Source organism: Kribbella sp. NPDC056861 (assembly GCF_040687575.1).
Lineage (GTDB): Bacteria > Actinomycetota > Actinomycetes > Propionibacteriales > Kribbellaceae > Kribbella.
In genome coordinates this window covers 754,163-769,379 of sequence record NZ_JBFBNQ010000001.1, presented here as the reverse complement: position 1 = coordinate 769,379, position 15,217 = coordinate 754,163, and the positions used below count along the sequence as shown (strand labels likewise).

Here is a 15,217-nt window from a genome sequence, read left to right as displayed (position 1 = left end):
ACTGACAAGAGGAACAGAGCGATGAGAAGAACAGCTGCCGTTCGTACCGCGGTCCTCGTCACAGTCTCGGCTTGTGCCCTGCTGGCCGGCGGCTTGCCGGTCATCGGTGCGCAGACCAGCTCCGCGGCGACGACCTCGAAGATCCCGCCGTTGCCGAAGACTCGGGACGCGAAGGTCCGGGCACTGGAAGTGGCGACGGCGAAGAAGTCGGTGGAGCAGAGAGCTCGCGAGATGGCTCGTGCTCCGCAGCCCAAGGCTGCGACGTGGCCTGTTGCCGCCGACCGGGTGGTCACACTCGGCCCGATTGCAGGCTCGGTGATCCAGCTTGGGGCTCCGCAGATCCGAGCCAAAGGTGCCCTGGCGACGCCGGCGAAGACTCGGGTGCGCGTGCTTGATCAGAAGGTGGCTGCCGCGGCTGATGTGTCCGGGTTCCTGCTTGGTCTGACGCGTGCGGATCAGGGGTTGGGCGAAGGACCGGCTCAGCTCACCGTCGACTACTCGAGCTTCGCCGAGGCCTCAGGAGGCGACTGGGCGTCCCGGCTCAAGTTGGTTTCGCTGCCGGCTTGTGCGCTCACCACGCCGCGGGTACAGGGATGCTTGACGCCGACCGAGGTCGGTGCGGTCAACAACATGGAGAAGCAGACTCTGACTGCTCCGGTGTCAGTAGGCAACACCGAGCGGGTCATGGCCGTGACCGCCGCGTCCGGCGGAAGTAGCGGCGACTATGCCGCGACGTCGCTTTCGCCGGCTGCCTCGTGGTCTGCGGGACGATCCAGCGGTGACTTCACTTGGAACTATCCGCTGCGAGTGCCCCCCGCGCCGGCTGGTCCGACGCCGACGCTGTCCATCGACTACTCCGCACAATCCGTCGACGGCAAGACCGCAGCCTCTAACAACCAGTCGTCATGGGTCGGTGAGGGGTTCGGTTTGACGGAGTCGTACGTCGAGCGTAAGTACGCCTCGTGTAAGGACGACGGGCAGGCCGGCAAGTTCGACCTGTGCTGGAAGTACGACAACGCGACTGTGGTGCTGAACGGGCAGGCGTCGGAGTTGGTGAAGGGCGCGAATGGCTGGCGGTTGAAGAACGACGACGGTTCGAAGGTGGAGAAGGTCACTAATCCGGTGGCCAATGGCGACAACGACAACGAGGCGTGGAAGGTCACCACGCTCGACGGTACGCAGTACTTCTTCGGTCGCCAACTGATCGCTGGGCAGAACTCTGTCTGGACGGTGCCGGTGGCCGGAGACGATGCCGGTGAGCCGTGTAATGGCTCGACCTTCGCTACGTCGTTCTGCGACAACCAGGCGTGGCGTTGGAACCTGGACTATGTGGTCGATCCGCACGGCAACGCGATGTCTTTGTGGTACGCGAAGGAGACCAACTTCTACGCGAAGAACGGTGCGACGACCGCTACGAAGGTCTACGACCGTGGTGGTTACCTGAGCAAGGTTCTGTATGGGCAGCGTTCGGACACGATGACCGCGCTCGCACCGATGCAGGTGCTGTTCGACACCGCGGAGCGTTGTCTGACCAACTGCACGTCGTTGACGGCCGCGACGAAGGCGAACTGGCCTGATGTGCCGTTAGATCAAATCTGCGCGTCGGGTGCGACCTGTACCAAGACCTCACCGAGCTTCTTCTCGCGGCGTCGGTTGACGCAGGTGACGACGCAGGTGCTGAAGGGTACGGCGTACCAGAGTGTTGATGGCTGGACGCTGTCGCAGGATTTCCCGTCGCCGGGGGATCCGATGTCGGGTCGGGCGTTGTGGTTGCAGTCGATTACGCATACGGGCAAGGCTGTCGCGCCGACGGCTGCGGTGCCGTTGACGGTGAGTTTCGGGAAGAAGCCGCTGCCGAACCGGGTCGACACCGACACCGATGGCATCGGGCCGATGATGAAGATCAGGGTCGGGAACATCTGGACCGAGACCGGCGCACAGGTCACCGTCAACTACGCCGATCCCGAGTGTGCGGCCGGGCATATGCCGGCCTCTGCCGACACGAACACCATGCGTTGTTATCCGGTGAAGTGGGCGCCGCCGCTCGAGGCTGAGCGCGAAGACTGGTTCCACCGGCACGTGGTGACCCAAGTTCGGGTCAATGACATCACCGGTGGCGCGGACGCAGTGGTAACCAACTACACCTACGGCGGCGGCGCTGCCTGGCACTACTCGGAAAGCCCGTTGGTTCCTGTCAAGGAGCGCAACTGGTCGGACTGGCGTGGCTTCCGTACGGTGACGACGTCGTCCGGAGACCCGTCCCAGCCCGGCCCACGGTCGAGAGTCGTGACGTCGTACTTCCGCGGCATGCATGGTGACAAGCTCAAGGCGGGCGGTACGAAATCGGTCAGTGTGGCCGACACGCTCGGTGGAACCCGCGCCGATCTACCGGCACTCAACGGACTCGTCCGCGAGGCGATCACTTATGCGGCGGACGGCAGCAATACCGAGATCTCCGGCAATCTGACCGACTACTGGGTCCAGGAGACTGCCGCTCAGACTGTCGAGACCGGCTTGGTCCGGCGAGCGAACTTTGCCAAGCCCTCTGCGGTAGCGGGCCGGATCGCCCGTGATGCCGGCCGGACGGACCTCGTCCACATAGCGCTGACCGAATACGACCCGGCCACGGGCCTCGTGACGCAGACCGAGGATCAAGGCGACTCGGCAAAGGTCGACGAGACTTGCACGCTCACGTCGTACGCGAAGAACACCACGACGGGGATGGTCGTTCCGTCGAGAATCGTCACCTCGGAAGGCCGGTGTGATGCCGCCTCGGCATTCCCGCCGGAGAGCCGGGCCATGGTCGACAACCGGACCTTCTACGACGGTGGCGCACTCGGCGCGGCGCCGACCAAGGGTGAGGTCACCACTACTCAGCGCCTGAGTGGCTACCAGTCGGGGCAGCCGACGTACCAGACGGTGGGGACGTCGACGTATGACGCCTTGGGACGGACCACCTCGACGACCGACGCGATCGGACGCGTCTCGACCGTGGCCTACACACCGGCCGGCGCTGGGGCGCTGACGCAGACCATCAGCAAGACACCGCCCGTGGTTACGCCCGATGCGGGGACCAAGAGTCTCGAGACGAAGACTACCTTCCTGCCTGAATGGGGGAGTGCGTCGCAGGTCACCGACCCGAACGGCAAGCTGACGAGCTTGGAGTACGACGTCCTCGGACGTCTGACCAGCGTGTGGTTGCCGAACCAGTCGAAGGCCGACAACAAGCTGCCGAACACGAAGTACGTCTACAGCCTGTCGAGCACCGCGCCGTCGTATGTGCGGACGGACTCACTCAATATTCTGGCGAATGGTTATCTGTCCGGGTACGCGATCTACGACTCGTTGCTGCGGCCGCGGCAGAGTCAGGAAGTCGCTGCGAACGGTGGTCGGCTGATCAGCGAGACCAAGTACAACTCGCGTGGTCTGGCGATCATCAACAACAAGGATCTGTGGAACAACTCGGCGCCCGCCGGCACCATGCTCAGCGTCCTCGACGCCGAGGTCCCGAACGAGACCGAGACGACGTACGACGGCGTCGGACGAGTGACGATGTCCACCTTCGCCGTTTCGCGGCAGGCAAAGTGGTCGACCAGAACGCTCTACAGCGGTGACGCGATCACCACACTGCCGCCGAATGGCGCGGCGGCGACCACGGAGATCAAGGACGCGGTCGGCCATGTGGTCGAGCGGCGGGAGTACGACAGCAATGTCCAGACGCCTGGATTCATCAAGACCAACTACGCCTACGACGTATCCGGCAAGCTCACCGCACTGACCAGCGCGGGAGCTACCTGGACCTACGGACACGACATTCTGGGACGCCAGACCACGGTCAACGACCCCGATTCCGGAACCACGACCTATGAGTTCGACGCGGTCGACCGGGTCACCTCAGTGACCAACGCGAATCAGAAGAAGCAGCTCACGACCTACGACAACCTGAATCGTAAGGTCGCGCTGCACGAGGGATCGAAGACCGACGCCAACCTGAGGTCGAGCTGGATCTACGACGCGGCGGGCAGCCTGGGCCAGCTCTACCAGTCGGCCCGGTATCCCACCGGCAAGACAGGACCGGCGTACAAGTCGACGATCACCACCCGGAACGTGCTGTACAAGCCTACGCAGACGAGCGTGATGATCCCGGCCGCGGAGGGTCGCGAACTCGACGGCATCTACGACACGATGATCGGCTACGCGCCGGACGCGTCGACGATCGACTTCACCGACGTACCGGGTGGCGGCACGCTCGGTTCCGAGATTCTGAACTACACCTACACCTCGCAGGGTCTGCCGGTCTCGATGAAGAGCGGCGACGGCGTCTACGTCAAGGACGTGAAGTACACGGAACTGGGCGATCCCGAGCGGTACGAGCTGGGATCGAACGAGGACATGTATGTCGTCAACGCGTTTGAGATGGGCACGCGTCGGTTGACGCAGACGCTGGCCGGCGATGTGAACATCGTTGCCAACCACAACTACGAGTACGACCCGGCCGGCAACCTGCTGAAGGACAACAACCTGATCGGCGGAGACGCGCAGTGCTACTCCTATGACGGTCACCGGCGCCTCACCGAGGCCTGGACCCCGGCCGACGCCAACTGCGCCGCTCCTCGGTCGACGGCGGCGCTCGGCGGCCCGGCGGAGTACTGGCAGTCGTGGAGCTACACCGCGAACGGCCTGCGGAAGACGCAGACCGATCACACTTCGCTGGGCGACACAGTGGAGACGTATACCTACGACACCGCTCAGCCGCACACGGTGAAGTCGATCGCGACAACGGGCGCTGCACCGAAACCGGCTGCAACCTATGCGTACGACGCTGGTGGAAACACGACGGCCAGGCCCGGCCCGACCGGCACACCTGCACAGACGCTGACCTGGAACGCGGACAGCAAGCTCGAGAAGCTCAGCACCACGGCCGGCGACACGTCATACGTCTACGACGCCGACGGCAGTCTGCTCCTCCGCAAGAGCCCCGGAAAGACAACGCTCTACATCGGCTCGTTGGAGCTGACGCTGGATACGGCGACAAAGGCAGTGACCTCCAAGCGCGAGTACTCCCTCGGCGGCCAGGCGGTTGCCGTGAAGTCAACTGTCACCGACCGCAAGTGGCTGATCCCCGATCACCACGAGACGACTCAGGTTTCGGTCGACTCGACAACCCTGGCGACGGTCACCCGCTACAGCACTCCCTTCGGTGAGTCCCGCGGCATCGACCCGACCAACTGGCCGGACAACCATGGCTTCCTTGGCAAGCCGCTGGACAAAGTCACGGGCCTGACGCACGTAGGAGCCCGGGAGTACGACCCGACAATCGGCCGCTTCATCAGCGTCGACCCGGTGATGTCGACCGGCGACCCGCAGCAGATGCTCGGCTACACCTACGGCAACAACAACCCAACCTCGATGTCGGACCCAACCGGTCTGATAGTCAAGAGCGAGAACGGCACTCCCAGCACATCGACCTCGGCCGGCAATGGCACTGGCGATGGTGAGGGCACCGGTGATGGCACCGGCGGAACGTCGACCAGCGGCAGCCAGAGCGGCACAAACCAAAGTGGTACCGGCGGTGACCAGAGCTCCGACCACGGCGCCGGCGGATCGGACCACAACAACGACGGTGGCGGTGGCGTCTCTGGCTTCTTCAAGAAGCTCCAGAAGCGGCTCGACGACGGCAGCCGCCCGGACGTCCAAAGCCAGATCGGCCGCGGCATCGGCACCGGGATGCTGGGTTCCGTAAGTGGCAGCATCGATATGGTCCGGGCGACTCACGAGTGCACCATGAGTTTCACCGGCGCCGTCTGCTCGGCAAGCATCCAGAACTTCGTGGCGATCAGCCGCACCCCACAGATGCTCGGGCAGACGCTGGTGAAGGGAACCACCGACCCGATCATCCTGAACGCCAAGTCCGGCAACTGGGGCCAAGCCACCGGCCAGGTCATCTGGCTCGGTGCAGAGATTCTGGCCGGCAGTAAAGGCATCGGCACGACTGCCTCCGCTGCTGCCCGCACCGCAGGAACTGCTTCAGAAGCGGCAGCCGCCACAGAGACTGCAGCAAAGCTTGCCTCGCGGTTTGCGGTAGACAGTCGCGGAGTCGCGACAGATCTGAATGGTATTCGACCGCCCGGCAAGTACTCGCGCCCACCGAGCGCTACGGGAAATACGCAGCGGCGAATTGTTCAGGGCTTGACATGTGTCGACTGTGGTAGAACCGGTAAGATGATAGCCGACCACAAGTATCCGCTAGTGAAAGAGTGGTATGAGACTGGTACCATTGATCTAGCGAGAATGCGAAGTGTTGATGCGGTTCAGCCGCAGTGTCCGGCGTGTTCCGGCATTCAGAGTGTCGAGATGAGAAAGTATTCGATGGGCATGCGAGAGGTTTGGGACTTTGAGTGATCTTGTCGTATTCCCGGAGCAGTTGGCTGTCTGTCGGCGATTTAATGTTCAGCCGGTCGCGGCGCCCGTGCATCTTAAAGTTGGTATCTCGGAGAATGTGCGCAGTAAGTCCGTACTGCCGCTGAACGGCCTTCGGCATCCGCTCGAAGGAGATACTAGCGGCTGGTACATTTGGGCCGGTGAGGAATTCTCGACGGACGCCGATTTCTTCCTGCCTTTGCATATTAGTCACCTAGCTGACTGGTGTCCTGTGGCTTTGCCGTACCTCGCTCTTCCTCCGGGATGGCGTTTTTTGATTGCGCCGGATTATGAGGACGTTTGGTACGACGAGAGCCTGTTGACGCTGAAGGATTAAATATAGCGATTGAAGTATCTTCGTATTGACGACAGTAGTTTATAGATGTCGTCGGCTATATAAGTTAGCTTGAGACTCGAACCAGATATTCCCGCCTGTAGCGGATGTGCTACTGCCCCCCCGTGACCCGATCATGTAGTTCATCGCGCTGAACGTTTGGCATTCATTGTAGGTTGGGAGAGCCGGCTGGATACCCAACTCTTGAACACCGAGGAGTTGCCAGCGCTACCCATGCGGCGAACGCAGCATGCAAAGAGCCGGGCGAATCCTCTCCCGGGAGGACTGTTGCGGACAGGGCGCCGAAGTCTCGACTGCGGGCCAGGCGGGTAGGCCTGCGCCCATAGGCCGGGCCAGTAAGCGATTGGTGACGCTGCTTGTGTCCGTGCAGAGGCCGCTAGGTGGGCCGTCATGAAAGGCAGTGGTCCGGGGCGGGCGGCGTCAATCGACATCTTCAAATGAGATTCGGCGGCCAACGATCTAGATGTCGACTTGTATGCGACGCTTGGCAGCAGTGCGGAGGACATGCCGAATGTCGAGCGGAGTCGTCGCGTTGAGTACTTCGTTGGCCCTTCAGTCTGGTGGTGATGCCCTTGTCGTAGGCTGCATTGGGTTCGCGCGCGGGAAAGATGGTGCGGGCGAGTATGGAGACAATGTGCCGTGCCGTCTGAAAAACGGATAGGGGCACTGACTGAGATGCACATGCTCCTGGTGCTGCACCAAGCTGTTGAGATCTTGCTGGAAGTCGCTATTCGCCCTGACCGGAATCTCGACCGAGCGGGTGCCGGGGAATCATCATAATAGAGGCGGACTCAGTGGTGGTCGATGGTGGCCCAGGTGCCGTCGGCGCGTTGGCTGCGGGAGCCGGGCAGAGGGATGCGTACGAGAAGGCCGCCAAACTTTGAGAACCGGTGGTGGGACAATCACTAGCGATTGTTTGTGCGTAGGGCGCGGCGCTGACCGCGATGCCTGGATGGAGAGCTTTCAGGCTGCGTATCTGGCGCCGTCCCTGGTCGACGAATTAGTGTGCCCGAATTGTTTTCACCATAATTTACACTTGTACTTCGAGGTGGAATCAATGAGTGACGATATTGGTCTGGCCTGGTTCTGGTGCGACTGTTGCTTGTGGGGCTTGGGTTCAAATAAGGCGCTCGTTGCAGATGGTGGTGTGCGAGTTTTATGGGGAACTGTGGAGGTGCCTGACTTCCGCGTTGTTCAATGAAGAAGAACGTGCGCCTGGTCTCAAAGGGACCAGGCGAGTGACCTGTGCTGGCGGTTTGGAGCACAGCCGGTGGAGGTTGATGGGTGCATCCGAGGGCGTGGCGGCCGGAGGTGTCGAAGTAACTGGCGTTGCCGCCGGGGTGGCGGTTCTTAATCGCGCCAGGTCATGAGGATGTTGGTACGACGAGAAACTGTTGGCCATCTGACGCCGTGGAGGTCAGACGGCCAGCGCGCGGAGCTTCTCCAGGTAGGTCTTGTATGTCGTGGTGAACGGTTCCGTGACCGCGATGTTGGCGACTACCCAGTCGCAGGTTGCCTGGGCGGTGGCTACTACCTGGGGTGGGTAGGCGTAGAGCTTTTGGTGGAGGAGGAACTCGTCTTCGTCCATCACCTTGATGGTGCCGTCGCGGAGTAGGCGGACGTCGAGGTCGAGGTCTACGGCGGTGACCGAGTCGACGCCGAACTCCGGGGGGAGGGTGATGTCGCAGTAGATCTGGGTGGGGTGGGGGGTGTCGTTGAAGAGGGCGCTCCACCATTGGCCTCGGGGGTAGAGGCGGACTCGGTGGTGGTCGATGGTGACCCAGGTGCCGTCGGCGCGTTGGCCGCGGGAGCCGGGGAGGGAGCCTACCCAGAGGCCGTGTTCGTCCTCGCCGAGGTGGATGGAGTCCAGGAGGCGGTGGGGTGTGCGGTCGTACTTGCAGAAGAGTGTCCTCACCATCTTCATGAGGATGACTTTAGGTGACCCCCGCATCACAAGCGAGCAAGCTGAGTCGGTGAGCCTGGAGGAGTGTGAGAAATGCACCTCTCGCCCCGGCTGAGTTCGGAATCGTCGCTGTCCGTGCATAGACTCAAGACTTCGAGGACAACCTGCGGAGGAGCTCGATGCGCGTTCTGGAGACCGTCGATGGCCCGGCGGACCTCAAAGGAATGACCGATTCTCAGCTGCGTGAGCTGGCCTCGGAGATCCGTGACGTCCTTGTCGAGACGGTGTCTCGTACCGGTGGGCACCTGGGGCCGAACCTGGGCATGGTCGAGATCACGCTGGCGATGCACCGGGTGTTCGACTCGCCCAGTGACCGGCTGGTCTACGACACCGGGCACCAGACCTACGTGCACAAGCTGCTGACCGGTAGAGCGGGCAAGTTCGACACGCTCCGTCAGCAGGACGGCCTCTCGGGGTACCCGAGTCAAAGCGAGTCCGACCACGACGTGGTGGAGAACAGCCACGCCTCGACCTCGTTGTCGTACGCCGACGGCCTGGCCAAGGCGTACCGGCTGAGGGGCGAGGACCGGCACGTGGTCGCGCTGATCGGCGACGGCGGCCTGACCGGGGGGATGGCCTGGGAGGCGCTGAACAACATCGCCGCGGCCAAGGACCTCAAGCTGGTCATCATCGTCAACGACAACGGGCGGTCCTACAGCCCGACCGTCGGCGGCCTGGCCACCCACCTGACCAGCCTGCGCACCAACCCGCGGTACGAGAAGATCCTCGACCTGGTGAAGACCAACCTCGGCCGGACCCCGTACGTCGGTCCGCCGATGTACGAGGTGCTGCACGGGGTGAAGAAGGGGCTGAAGGACATGCTGGCCCCGCAGGGCATGTTCGAGGACCTCGGCCTCAAGTACGTCGGCCCGGTGAACGGGCACGACCGGCAGGCGATGGAGGACGCGCTCGCCAAGGCGAAGGCGTTCGGCGGCCCGGTGATCGTGCACGCGGTCACCCAGAAGGGCTTCGGGTACGCCGCCGCCGAGCAGGACGAGGAGGACAACTTCCACCAGGTCCGGCCGAAGACCAAGCCGCGGGGCTGGACCGACGTGTTCGCCAACGAGATCGTCGAGATCGGCCACCGCCGGCCCGACGTGGTCGCGATCACCGCCGCGATGCTGCACCCGACCGGCCTGGCGCCGTTCGCCAAGGAGTTCCCGGACCGGATCTTCGACGTCGGGATCGCCGAGCAGCACGCGGTCACCAGTGCCGCCGGCCTCGCGATGGGCGGCCTGCACCCGGTCGTCGGGCTCTACGCCACCTTCCTGAACCGCGCCTTCGACCAGCTGCTGCTCGACGTCGCGCTGCACAAGTGCGGTGTCACCTTCGTGCTCGACCGGGCCGGGGTCACCGGTGACGACGGCGCGAGCCACAACGGCATGTGGGACATGTCGCTGCTCCAGATCGTGCCGGGTCTGCGGCTGGCCGCGCCGCGCGACGGCAGCCGCCTGCGCGAGCTGCTGAACGAGGCGATCGAGGTCGACGACGCCCCGACCGTACTGCGGTACGCGAAGGGCGAGGTGTTCCCCGACATCGACGCGATCGACCGGGTCGGCGACTGCGACGTGCTGGTGCGCACCGGCACCGACGTGCTGATCATCGGCATCGGCTCGATGGCCGCCACCGCCGTCGACGTCTCGACCCGGCTGCAACAACAGGGCTTCGGCGTCACCGTCGTCGACCCGCGCTGGGTGAAGCCGGTCGACCCGAAGCTGATCGAGCTGGCGGGCAAGTTCAAGTTCGTCGTCACGATCGAGGACAACGGCCGGGCCGGCGGCTGCGGCGCGGCGATCTCGCAGGCGCTGCGCGACGCCGGGGTCAGCACCCCGGTGCGCGACTTCGGAATCCCGCAGGAGTTCCTCGACCACGCCAAGCGGGACGTCATCCTGCAGCGGATCGGATTGACGGGCCAAGGGCTGGCCCGTGACGTGATAGAGATGATCGCCAAGCAAGGGGACGCGATCACCAGTGAGTCAGACACCGCGAGCGGCAGGCCGAGCGGGGCCTGACGGAGGACCAGCGAGGGGACGTCACTCCGCGGCTCCCCGCAAGCGCCGGCTCTGGCCGGTGCTGCTGTCGCTGGTTCTCGTAGCCGGTGCTGTCGCCGGTGGTCTTGCCCTGCACAGGTCCAGCGCCGACAAGGCCGGCGGTGCCGGCGTCACGTCGGCCAAGACCGGCGCGCCCGAGGTCGACGAGACCGCGCGCGCCGCCGGAGTGAACAAGGTGCTGGTCCGCCGTGCCCAAGCGGTCAGCCAGAACAACGCCGCCGAGTTCCTGCGCGACGTCGACCCGGCCAACAAGCTGCTGGTCGCCCGGCAGAAGCTGCTGTTCCAGAACCTTCAGCAGTTCGGTTTCCAGAGCCTGCGCTACGACCAGCTCCGGGAGCAGTTCGACGAGCGGCTGGTCGAGAAGTACGGCCCCTCGACGTACCTGGTCGGGGTGGCGATGACGTACCAGATCAAGGGCATCGACCCGCAGCCCGTCCGGACGATGCTCGGCTACACGTTCACCCAGAAGGCCAACGGCGAGTGGCTGCTGGTCTCCGACTCGGACATGGACCGGCTGCTGCCGCGCGGTTCGCACCAGGAGGCGTGGGACCTCGGCGAGATCCTGGTCAAGCGGGTGCCGAGGGTCCTGATCGTGGTCGAGCGCGACCAGGACAAGCTCGCCGACGGGCTGGCCGCGAAGGCGCTCAGCGCGGTCCAGGCGGTGAGCAAGAGCTGGCCCGGCGGCTGGACTGGCTCCGGCGTGGTGATCGCGCTGGACGACAAGATCGTCCGCGGCGCGGACTACACCCTGCCGAAGAACGCCGAGGACGCGCTCGCGATGGCGACCTGGGTCTACCGGACGCTGCCGGGGGAGAAGACGGCGCTGGGGGAGCGGGCCGACTCGTACGTCGTGATCAACCCGCGTAACCGGGCCAAGGTCGACGCCCGGACGCTGGCGCACGAGTTCACCCACGTCGCGACCGCGCCGTACGGGGCCTACGCGCCGCGCTGGCTGGTCGAGGGCGCGGCGACGTACGTCGAGTTCCTGCCGATGGACGGCGCGAAGGACCTTGCGCTGGACAAGTACCGCAAGGAGGTCGAGACGCGCTACCTGGCGAAGGCCAAGGCGCTGCCCGCGGACGGAGTGTTCTTCAAGAACTCGGCCGTCTCCTACCCGATGTCCTGGCTGGCGGTCGACTACGTCTTCACGAAGTACGGCGGGACCGAGCTCGGCACCCTGTACCAGGAGATGGCCGCCCTCGGCGCCACCCAGGCCGAGCGCAACCGGATCATGATCGAGCACCTCGGAATCACCGAGGCAGGCCTCTTCCTGGAGCTCAAGAAAGCCGCCGCCAAGCGCTAGGGCAGGTCGGGGCAAACTGGGGCAACTTGTATACCCGGCGTGTCGGTGGTGGAATTCGCAGGACCGAGTAGGGTAGCCGGGCTGTAGCAGACGGGCGGACCGGAGGAATCGACCCGACGTGAGTTCGACACCACCTAGCGCCGCTCCGTCCGGCGCTGAGGCTCCGCCCCACGGGCCCCGCCGCTGGCTGGGCCTGCTTGTTGCCGTGGCCGTGGTCTCCGCCGGCGTCATCTACGCGGTCGACGACCGCGAGCGGGATGCCCGGGCCAGGCCGAGCGCGCCCTTCACCAAGCCGCCGACGACCAAGCCGAGCCAGACCGGCCGGCCGCAGTCCAAGACGGCCGCCGCGATCGCCGCTCGCCGGCTGGCCGTCGACACGATCCTGCTCCGCCGCGCCAAGGCCGTCCGGACCGTCGACGAGAAGCTGTTTCTGCAGGACGTCGACCCGGCGAACACCAAACTGCGGCAGGCGCAGAAGGTGCTGTTCGCGAACCTGGTCGAGCTCGGCCTGGACGAGATCGGCTACAGCCAGGCCGAGGAGCGGTTCGACCAGGCGGCGGTCCGCGAGCACGGTCCCACGACGTACCTGGTCCGGGTGCTGATGCGCTACCAGATCCACGAGGTCGACCTGGCCCCGGTGACCACCGAGCTCGGCTACTCCTTCGTGCACCGTGGCGGCCGCTGGATCATGGCCGACGACAACGACCTTGACAAGGACCTCGGGCCGGGCGCGCATCAGGAGCCGTGGGACCTCGGCCGCTTCGAGGTGCATCGCGCGCCGCGCGTCCTGGTCCTGGTCGACAAGGGCGACACCCAGCGCGGCCGGTCGATCGTTGCCGAGGCCACCGAGGCGCTCGGCGAGGTGACCGCGTACTGGCCGCGCAAGTGGCGGGGCACCGTGCTGATCGCGGCCCTCGACGACACCGACGTCCGGGACGCGCGGTTCGCCGACGAGGACATCGAGTCCGCGGCCAGCGCCGGCTCGACCTTCTCCTCGCTGCCCGGTCAGGACACCGCCGACGGTACGGTCGCCGGCGCCTACATCGTGATCAACCCGAACCAGCGCGACGACGTCGACGAGATCCTGCTGTCGCACGAGATCACCCACGTCGCGACCGCCGACCTGGGCGGTTACGAGCCGCTCTGGCTGGCCGAGGGCGCCGCGGAGTACGTCTCCTGGCGTGGCATCGAAGCCATCAGCGGACCCAACGAGGTCGGCAAGTGGGAGCAGGAGGTCATCGACGACGCGCTGCCGTTGCTCACGGCCCTGCCGTCGGACGCGGGCTTCTACCAGAGCACCACCGACGTGTACGGCGTGAGCTGGCTGGCCGTCCGCTTCCTGGTGAAGCGCCTGGGGCTGGCGGACGTCGAGGAGCTGTACGAGGATCTGGCCAGGCACGGTACCGATCAGGCGTCGCGGGACCGGATCCTGCTGACCCGCACCGGGTTCACCGAGGCGACACTCTGGATCTACCTCAAGGAGTACGAGCCTCAACGCTGAGTGGCGGTTTGACCTCGGGCCGTCAGGTTGGCAGGCTCGGGGGGTTCCGTCCGAGTTTGAGGAGGCGTACAGATGAGTCTGTTGCGAACCAAGACGATCGAGCAGTCGATCGCGGACACCGACGAGCCGGAGTACCAGCTCAAGAAACGCCTCACCGCCCTCGACCTGACCGTCTTCGGCATCGGCGTCATCATCGGCGCCGGTATCTTCACCCTGACCGGCCGGGCCGCGCACGCGTTCGCCGGTCCGGGCATCGCGCTGTCGTTCGTGTTCGCGGCGATCTGCTGCGGGCTGGCCGCGTTGTGTTACGCGGAGTTCTCCTCCACCGTGCCGGTCTCCGGCTCGGCGTACACGTTCTCCTACTTCTCGCTGGGCGAGATCTTCGCCTGGATCATCGGCTGGGACCTGCTGCTCGAGTTGATGCTCGGGGCAAGCGTCGTGTCCCAGGGTTGGTCGACGTACGCCGCGTTGTTCCTGGAGCAGATCGGGCTGGGCTGGCCCGAGTCGATCGGCCCGGACAGTCACGTGAACGTGCTCGCGATGCTGCTGGTGATCGTGCTGACGATCCTGGCCACGATCGGCATCAAGGAGTCGCTGCGGGTCAACCTGGTGCTGGTCGCGGTCAAGCTCTTCGTGGTGCTGTTCGTGATCATCGCCGGCCTGTTCTACGTCAAGGCGTCCAACCTGAGCCCGTTCATCCCGCCGGGCATCCCGGCCGAGAGCGGCGAGGCCGACATCACCACCCCGCTGATCCAGTGGATCACCGGGGCGCCGTCGACGTTCGGCGTGATGGGCCTGATCTCGGGCGCCTCGCTGGTGTTCTTCGCGTTCATCGGCTTCGACGTGGTCGCGACGACCGCGGAGGAGGCGAAGAACCCGCAGCGCGACCTGCCCCGCGGCATCATCGGCTCGCTGGCGATCTGCACGGTGCTCTACGTGCTGGTCTGCATCGTCATCACCGGCATGGTGAAGTACACCGACATCAGCAGCGAGGCGGCGCTGGCGGAGGCGTTCAAGTCGGTCGGCAAGCCGGGCTTCGCGACGCTCATCTCGGCCGGCGCGGTGGCCGGTCTGACCACCGTGGTGCTGACCTTGATGATCGGCGCCGCGCGGGTCGTGTTCGCGATGAGCCGCGACCACCTGGTGCCGGCCAAGCTGGGCAAGACGCACCCCAAGTTCGGTACGCCGTACCGGCTGACGATCGGCATCGGCGTCACGGTCGCGATCGTGGCCGGCGTCACCCCGATCGGCAAGCTGGAGGAGATGGTGAACATCGGCACCCTGGCCGCGTTCACGCTGGTCTCGATCGCGGTGCCGTTGCTGCGCCGGAGCCGGCCGGACATCCAGCGCTCGTTCAAGGTCCCGGGCAACCCGGTGGTGCCGTTGCTGGCGGCGCTGATCTGCATCTACCTGATGCTGAACCTGTCGCTGGAGACCTGGATCCGGTTCCTGGTCTGGATGGCGCTCGGCTTCATCGTCTACGCGGTCTACGGCTACCGCAAGAGCCGGGTCGGCCACACCGAGCGGACCGGCGAGAGCACCAAGGCCTGACGCTCGACCGCTTCTGAAAGGCCGCGTCCTCGTTCCGGGGACGCGGCCTTTTCGGTCGTTCGGGGAGTAATAT

General features: G+C 65.0%; 7 protein-coding genes. 6 read left to right on the top strand and 1 reads right to left on the bottom strand.

Annotated elements, in window-relative coordinates:
- Positions 1 to 21: 21 nt before the first annotated feature.
- Together AB0P21_RS03480 and AB0P21_RS03475 are read left to right on the top strand one after the other, a co-directional pair.
- On the top strand, positions 22 to 6,402 hold the full coding sequence (locus AB0P21_RS03480; RefSeq protein WP_363693467.1) for an RHS repeat-associated core domain-containing protein: 6,381 nt from the start codon (positions 22 to 24) through the stop codon (positions 6,400 to 6,402).
- Positions 6,395 to 6,757 carry a hypothetical protein gene (locus tag AB0P21_RS03475; protein WP_363693466.1) on the top strand — a complete coding sequence of 121 codons (363 nt, stop codon included), beginning with the start codon at positions 6,395 to 6,397 and terminating at the stop codon, positions 6,755 to 6,757. Before AB0P21_RS03480 ends, AB0P21_RS03475 begins: the two co-directional genes overlap by 8 nt.
- A 1,435-nt stretch (positions 6,758 to 8,192) precedes the next feature.
- On the opposite strand, the gene AB0P21_RS03470 is transcribed toward AB0P21_RS03475, so the two are convergent.
- Complete coding sequence (locus AB0P21_RS03470; protein ID WP_363693465.1) at positions 8,193 to 8,693, bottom strand: DUF402 domain-containing protein; 501 nt, start codon at positions 8,691 to 8,693, stop codon at positions 8,193 to 8,195.
- A gap of 164 nt (positions 8,694 to 8,857) precedes the next feature.
- Between AB0P21_RS03470 and dxs the strand changes: the two genes are divergently transcribed.
- The 4 genes from dxs to AB0P21_RS03450 all read left to right on the top strand — a co-directional run bounded on the left by dxs (position 8,858) and on the right by AB0P21_RS03450 (position 15,144).
- Positions 8,858 to 10,750, top strand: coding sequence for a 1-deoxy-D-xylulose-5-phosphate synthase (gene dxs / locus AB0P21_RS03465; RefSeq protein ID WP_363693464.1), 1,893 nt, complete (start codon positions 8,858 to 8,860; stop codon positions 10,748 to 10,750).
- Between the two features lie 58 nt (positions 10,751 to 10,808).
- Positions 10,809 to 12,092: a hypothetical protein gene (locus tag AB0P21_RS03460; RefSeq protein ID WP_363693463.1), complete on the top strand. Its 1,284-nt coding sequence runs from the start codon at positions 10,809 to 10,811 to the stop codon at positions 12,090 to 12,092.
- A 118-nt stretch (positions 12,093 to 12,210) separates the two neighbouring features.
- On the top strand, positions 12,211 to 13,593 hold the full coding sequence (locus AB0P21_RS03455) for a hypothetical protein (RefSeq protein ID WP_363693462.1): 1,383 nt from the start codon (positions 12,211 to 12,213) through the stop codon (positions 13,591 to 13,593).
- A gap of 72 nt (positions 13,594 to 13,665) precedes the next feature.
- The gene (locus AB0P21_RS03450; protein ID WP_363693461.1) at positions 13,666 to 15,144 is read left to right on the top strand and encodes an amino acid permease; all 1,479 of its coding nucleotides are present in this window, start codon (positions 13,666 to 13,668) and stop codon (positions 15,142 to 15,144) included.
- Positions 15,145 to 15,217 lie beyond the last annotated feature (73 nt).

What these genes read in the sequence shown, in the direction of transcription:
- AB0P21_RS03480 (WP_363693467.1), top strand. Translation starts at nt 22, where the DNA reads ATGAGAAGAACAGCTGCCGTTCGTACCGCGGTCCTCGTCACAGTCTCG.
- AB0P21_RS03470 (WP_363693465.1), bottom strand. Translation starts at nt 8,693, where the DNA reads ATGGTGAGGACACTCTTCTGCAAGTACGACCGCACACCCCACCGCCTC.
- dxs (WP_363693464.1), top strand. Translation starts at nt 8,858, where the DNA reads ATGCGCGTTCTGGAGACCGTCGATGGCCCGGCGGACCTCAAAGGAATG.
- AB0P21_RS03450 (WP_363693461.1), top strand. Translation starts at nt 13,666, where the DNA reads ATGAGTCTGTTGCGAACCAAGACGATCGAGCAGTCGATCGCGGACACC.